The organism is uncultured Cardiobacterium sp. (assembly GCF_938028185.1).
In the GTDB taxonomy this organism is placed as follows: Bacteria; Pseudomonadota; Gammaproteobacteria; order Cardiobacteriales; family Cardiobacteriaceae; genus Cardiobacterium.
Window position 1 is genome coordinate 1 of sequence record NZ_CALJAH010000209.1, and the last position, 4524, is coordinate 4524.

Consider the following 4524-nt stretch of genomic DNA (forward strand, 5'->3'; position numbering starts at 1 on the left):
TATTGATGAGCCGAAATTCCAATTTTTCAATTGTTTGCTGCCCTCACCCCAACCCTCTCTCTTGCTTCGCAAGCAATGCTTGTCCCAAAGGGACTGGAACAGTTCGCGCAGCGAGAGAGGCGTTTATCCGCCGAATTGTAAACAGCCCTTAGGGGAATTGCTATAACTACCCCTGCGGTCTGTTTGATGGATTGGCATCAGATACGCATCCCTTTGGCAATTCTTTCCCGGCGCAGGATGCGCAGCCGGATAATGCTCATGACAAAAAGCCACAGGGCGAATAATTTCATACATCCGACAATAAATGTTTCAAGATTTCTGGCAAAGAAAAAACGACGAATTTTTTGGTTGGCAAAGACTTCTTCTTCACCCTTGTAAACGGCAATGATGAGACCGCTGCTACGCTCATAGGGAATGTATCTGAAACGGTATTCTGCGGAAAAATGTTTTATTTTCGGTTCTTTGCACAAGTATTCGCGCAATCCGATGCATGAAGAATGAAAGTACTGCTTGTCTGCCGTCCGGATAGTGAGGCTTGAAGTGTTTTTTGTTGTTGGCGGGTACCAGGTCGTTTTAACCGGACCATAAATGTCGTAATAAACGCCTTTTTTATAGATGATTTCCGCATCGCCGGTAACGATAAAGACCAATAACATCGCCGTACTCATGATGAGATAGCCCCAGCATTCATCGTAAGTGCTGTATTTCAGGAGCAGTGGGCTTCGGCAAAAATGAATGAAGCCGCCAAAGAAGTTCATGTTATTCCCCGTTTATTCTGCGGCATTGGCGTGCCCTATGCCGCGCCATCGGCGTTAAAGGCCTGTATGGCCGCTGCCACCAGCGGTTGTTCCAGCATCGCGTGCAGCAGGTCGGGCGGGAGGGTGCAGGTATGCGCGCCGGCGTCCAGCGCGTGCAGGATTTGTTGGGTATTTTTGAAGCTCGCGCCCATGATTTGGCAGGGAATAGCGTGATTGTCGTAGTAACGGCGGGTGCTGGCGATGACGGCATAGGGGTCAATGGCGTTGTTTTCCATGCGGTTGATGTAGGGGGCGACGAAGTCGCAGCCGGCAATGCCCGCCAGGATGGCTTGTTCGGCGCTGTAAATGGCGGTACCGAGCAGCGGCAGGTCGAGGCGGTGGGCGCGCATCGCCGCGATGGTTTCGAGTCCGGCGTGATTGACGGGAATTTTGATGCCGAGCGGCGCGTCGGGGAAGGCGGCGAGGATGCGGTGGTAGTCATCGAGCATTTCCGCAGTGGTCGCCCCCAAGACTTGTACGAACACGAGCGGCGGGCGGGTGGCGAGGATGGCGGCGAGTTGCGCCTCGCGCGCATCGCCCTGTTTTTTCAGCAGGGTCGGGTTGGTGGTGATGCCTTTGAGGATGCCAAGCGGCAGGTAACGGGCGATGGCGGCGGGGTCGGCGCTGTCGAGGTACATGGCGATGCTCCGGTTGCGGGTAGTGGCGGCATTATACAAAGTGGCATTTGCCGCAGCGCCCTGCTCCGCAAAATCAGCCCGTTAGCCTTGACCTGGCGCAAGGGCGCTGTTTTGCGATTGTCATGTTTTTTTAATTTCTCTAAGATGACGCGGTTTTCGCCGCCGGGCGTTGTCTGGCGGCGTCTCTCCGCTAATCCTGATATGAGGAGTGTTTATGTTGATCCGTAAAGAGAGTGTCGCCGGGACGGTCGAGTCCAGCGATGTGATGGTCTATGTCGCGCCCGCCGCGTCCGGCGTGTCGCTCACGGTAAACAGCAGCGTCGGCAAGCAGTTTGACGCGCAAATTCGCGCGACGGTTCATGAGGTGCTGGCGCAGCTTGGCGTGCAGGCGGTGGCGCTGAAGCTGGAAGACCGTGGCGCGCTCGATTGTGTGCTGCGCGCGCGGCTGAAAGCGGCGCTGTTACGCGCCACCGATGAACCGGTCGATTGGGGGAAAGTGCTATGAAACTGCGCAGAAGTATGTTGTTCGTGCCGGGCGCGAACGCGGCGATGATCAGCAACACGTTCATTTATAAGCCGGATTCCATCATGTTTGACCTGGAGGATTCGGTCGCGCTCGCCGAGAAGGACACCGCGCGGATGTTGGTCGCGCACGCCCTGCAACACCCGCTTTATCGCGAACTGGAAACGGTGGTGCGCGTCAATCCCCTCGCCTCCGAGTTTGGTTTGCTTGACCTGAACGCGGTGGTGCGCGCCGGTACCGATATCGTCCGCCTACCGAAGACCGACAGCGCGCAGGACATCATCGACATGGACGCCGCCATTACCGCGATTGAAAAGGACTGCGGTCGCGCCGTCGGCAGTACGCAGTTGCTCGCCGCGATTGAATCGGCGCAGGGCATTCTCGCGGTGAACGACATCGCCAAAGCCTCGCCGCGCCTGATGGGTATCGCGCTGGGCGCGGAAGATTATGTGCGCAACATGAAAACGGAGCGCTCGCCGGATGGCATTGAATTGCTGTTTGCGCGCAGCAGCATCCTGCACGCCGCCCGTGCCAACGGCCTGATGGCGTTTGACACCGTCTATTCCGACGCGCGCAACGAGGAAGGTTTCCTGCGCGAAGCGTCGCTGATCAAGCAGCTTGGCTTTGACGGCAAGTCGCTGATTAACCCGAACCAAATTGTGCTGATTCACAACCTGTTCGCGCCGACGCAGAAAGAAGTGGACCACGCCGAGCGGGTCATTGCCGCTGCAGAAGAAGCCGAGCGCAACGGCTCTGGCGTCGTTTCGCTTAACGGCAAAATGGTCGATAGCCCCATCATCGAGCGCGCCAAACTGGTACTGCAACGCGCCGCTGCATCTGGAATTCGGGAGGAATAAACATGAACAGAGAACAACGGGTCAAAGGCGGACTCGCCGCAGCCAACAACCTCAAACCCTTTGCCGTCAGCGAGAAAAAAGTCGTCTTCGGCGAACGCGCGCCGCGCAAAGTGCTGGCCAGCATCGAAGACGCGGTACGCGCCTGCGGCCTCAAGGACGGCATGACCGTCTCCTTCCACCACGGCTTCCGCGGCGGCGACTACACCGTGAACATGGTGATGGACGTGCTTGCCAAAATGGGCTTCAAAAACCTCACCGTCGCCTCCAGCTCGCTCACCGGCGTGCACGCGCCGCTGGTTGAGCACATCAAAAACGGCGTGGTCAGCAAACTCTACTCCTCCGGCCTGCGCGGCAAACTGGCCGATGCCATCTCCGCCGGCATTCTCAAAGAGCCGGTGCAAATCCACTCGCACGGCGGCCGCGTCCACCTCGTCAAAACCGGCGAGCTGAAGATTGACGTCGCCTTCCTCGGCGTGCCGGTCTGCGACCGCTTCGGCAACGCCAACGGCCAGCATGGACAAAGCATCTGCGGCTCGCTCGGCTACGCGATGACCGACGCGCAATACGCCGACAAAGTCGTACTGCTCACCGAAGCGATAGAAGACTTCCCGACCGCACCGCATAGCATCGCGCAGGACGAAGTCGATTACATCGTGCCGGTCGAAGCTGTCGGCGACCCGGCGAAAATCGGCGCGGACGCGACCCGCATGACCACCAACCCGCGCGAGTTGCTCATCGCCCGCCGCTGCGCCGAAGTCATCGCCAAATCCGGCTACTTCTACGACGGCTTCTCGCTGCAAACCGGCACCGGCGGCGCCTCGCTTGCCGTTTCCCGCTTCCTCGAAGACAAAATGCGGCGCGACAACATCACCGCCAGCTTCGGCCTCGGCGGCATCACCGCCACCATGGTGCAGTTGCACGAAAAAGGGCTCATCAAAAAACTGCTGGACGTACAGAGCTTTGACGCCGACGCCGCCAAATCCCTGGCGCGCAACCCGAACCACATCGAAATCAGCGCCAACCAGTACGCCAACTACGGCTCCAAAGGCGCATCGGTCGAACAACTCGACGTCGTCGTACTGAGCGCGCTGGAAATCGACACCGGTTTTAACGTGAACGTGCTCACCGGCTCGGACGGCGTGCTGCGCGGTGCCTCCGGTGGTCACTGCGACACCGCCGCCAACGCGCGTCTGGCCATCATCGTCGCCCCGCTGGTACGCGGTCGCATCCCGACCGTAGTCGATGAAGTCATCACCTGCATCACCCCCGGCGAACACATCGACATCCTCATCACCGACCACGGCATCGCCGTCAACCCGCGCCGCCCGCAACTGGCACAACGCCTACGCGACGCCGGGGTTGAACTGACGACGATAGAAGACCTGTACCAGCGCGCCATCGCACTCACCGGCAAACCGGAAAAAATCCGCTTCACCGACAAACCGGTCGCCATCGTGCGCTACCGCGACGGCAGCGTCATTGACACCGTCTATCAGGTGGCGGATTGAGGCGACATCTCCCCTCCCCCTGTGGGGGAAGGGGCGGGGGTGGGGTTACTGGCGGTACGCCCGTTGTTTCGGGCGGTGTTTCGTTTACATACACCTTCCCCGCTATCGTGTATGTAAATGGCAGTTACAACAACCGTTGCCCGTACTCCCGCCGCGATTCCCCCCTCCCCCTGTGGGGGAGCACTACTGTCCGGAATAAAT

At 58.9% G+C, this 4524-nt stretch carries 5 protein-coding genes; 3 read left to right on the forward strand and 2 right to left on the reverse strand.

Annotation, left to right across the window (positions count from 1 at the left end; genetic code table 11):
* Nucleotides 1-197: 197 nt before the first annotated feature.
* Both Q0349_RS06170 and Q0349_RS06175 read right to left on the reverse strand, forming a co-directional pair.
* Nucleotides 198-758 carry a hypothetical protein gene (locus Q0349_RS06170; RefSeq protein WP_298080000.1) on the reverse strand — a complete coding sequence of 187 codons (561 nt, stop codon included), beginning with the start codon at nt 756-758 and terminating at the stop codon, nt 198-200.
* 35 nt (nt 759-793) lie between these two features.
* A complete protein-coding gene (locus Q0349_RS06175; RefSeq protein ID WP_298080001.1) occupies nt 794-1435 on the reverse strand; it encodes a transaldolase family protein in 642 nt (213 codons plus the stop codon).
* A gap of 214 nt (nt 1436-1649) precedes the next feature.
* On the opposite strand from Q0349_RS06175, the gene citD reads away from it, so the two are divergent.
* From citD to citF, 3 genes are read left to right on the forward strand one after another with little or no spacing between them, the layout of a single operon-like run.
* Complete coding sequence (gene citD / locus Q0349_RS06180) at nt 1650-1940, forward strand: citrate lyase acyl carrier protein (protein ID WP_298080002.1); 291 nt, start codon at nt 1650-1652, stop codon at nt 1938-1940.
* Nucleotides 1937-2815, forward strand: a complete 879-nt coding sequence (gene citE / locus Q0349_RS06185) for a citrate (pro-3S)-lyase subunit beta (protein ID WP_298080003.1) — start codon at nt 1937-1939, stop codon at nt 2813-2815. Before citD ends, citE begins: the two co-directional genes overlap by 4 nt.
* Before the next feature lie 2 nt (nt 2816-2817).
* Entirely contained in the window at nt 2818-4323 is a 1506-nt protein-coding gene (gene citF, locus Q0349_RS06190) for a citrate lyase subunit alpha (protein WP_298080004.1), read from the forward strand.
* Nucleotides 4324-4524 lie beyond the last annotated feature (201 nt).

What these genes read in the sequence shown, in the direction of transcription:
- Q0349_RS06170 (WP_298080000.1), bottom strand. Translation starts at nt 758, where the DNA reads ATGAACTTCTTTGGCGGCTTCATTCATTTTTGCCGAAGCCCACTGCTC.
- Q0349_RS06175 (WP_298080001.1), bottom strand. Translation starts at nt 1,435, where the DNA reads ATGTACCTCGACAGCGCCGACCCCGCCGCCATCGCCCGTTACCTGCCG.
- citE (WP_298080003.1), top strand. Translation starts at nt 1,937, where the DNA reads ATGAAACTGCGCAGAAGTATGTTGTTCGTGCCGGGCGCGAACGCGGCG.
- citD (WP_298080002.1), top strand. Translation starts at nt 1,650, where the DNA reads ATGTTGATCCGTAAAGAGAGTGTCGCCGGGACGGTCGAGTCCAGCGAT.
- citF (WP_298080004.1), top strand. Translation starts at nt 2,818, where the DNA reads ATGAACAGAGAACAACGGGTCAAAGGCGGACTCGCCGCAGCCAACAAC.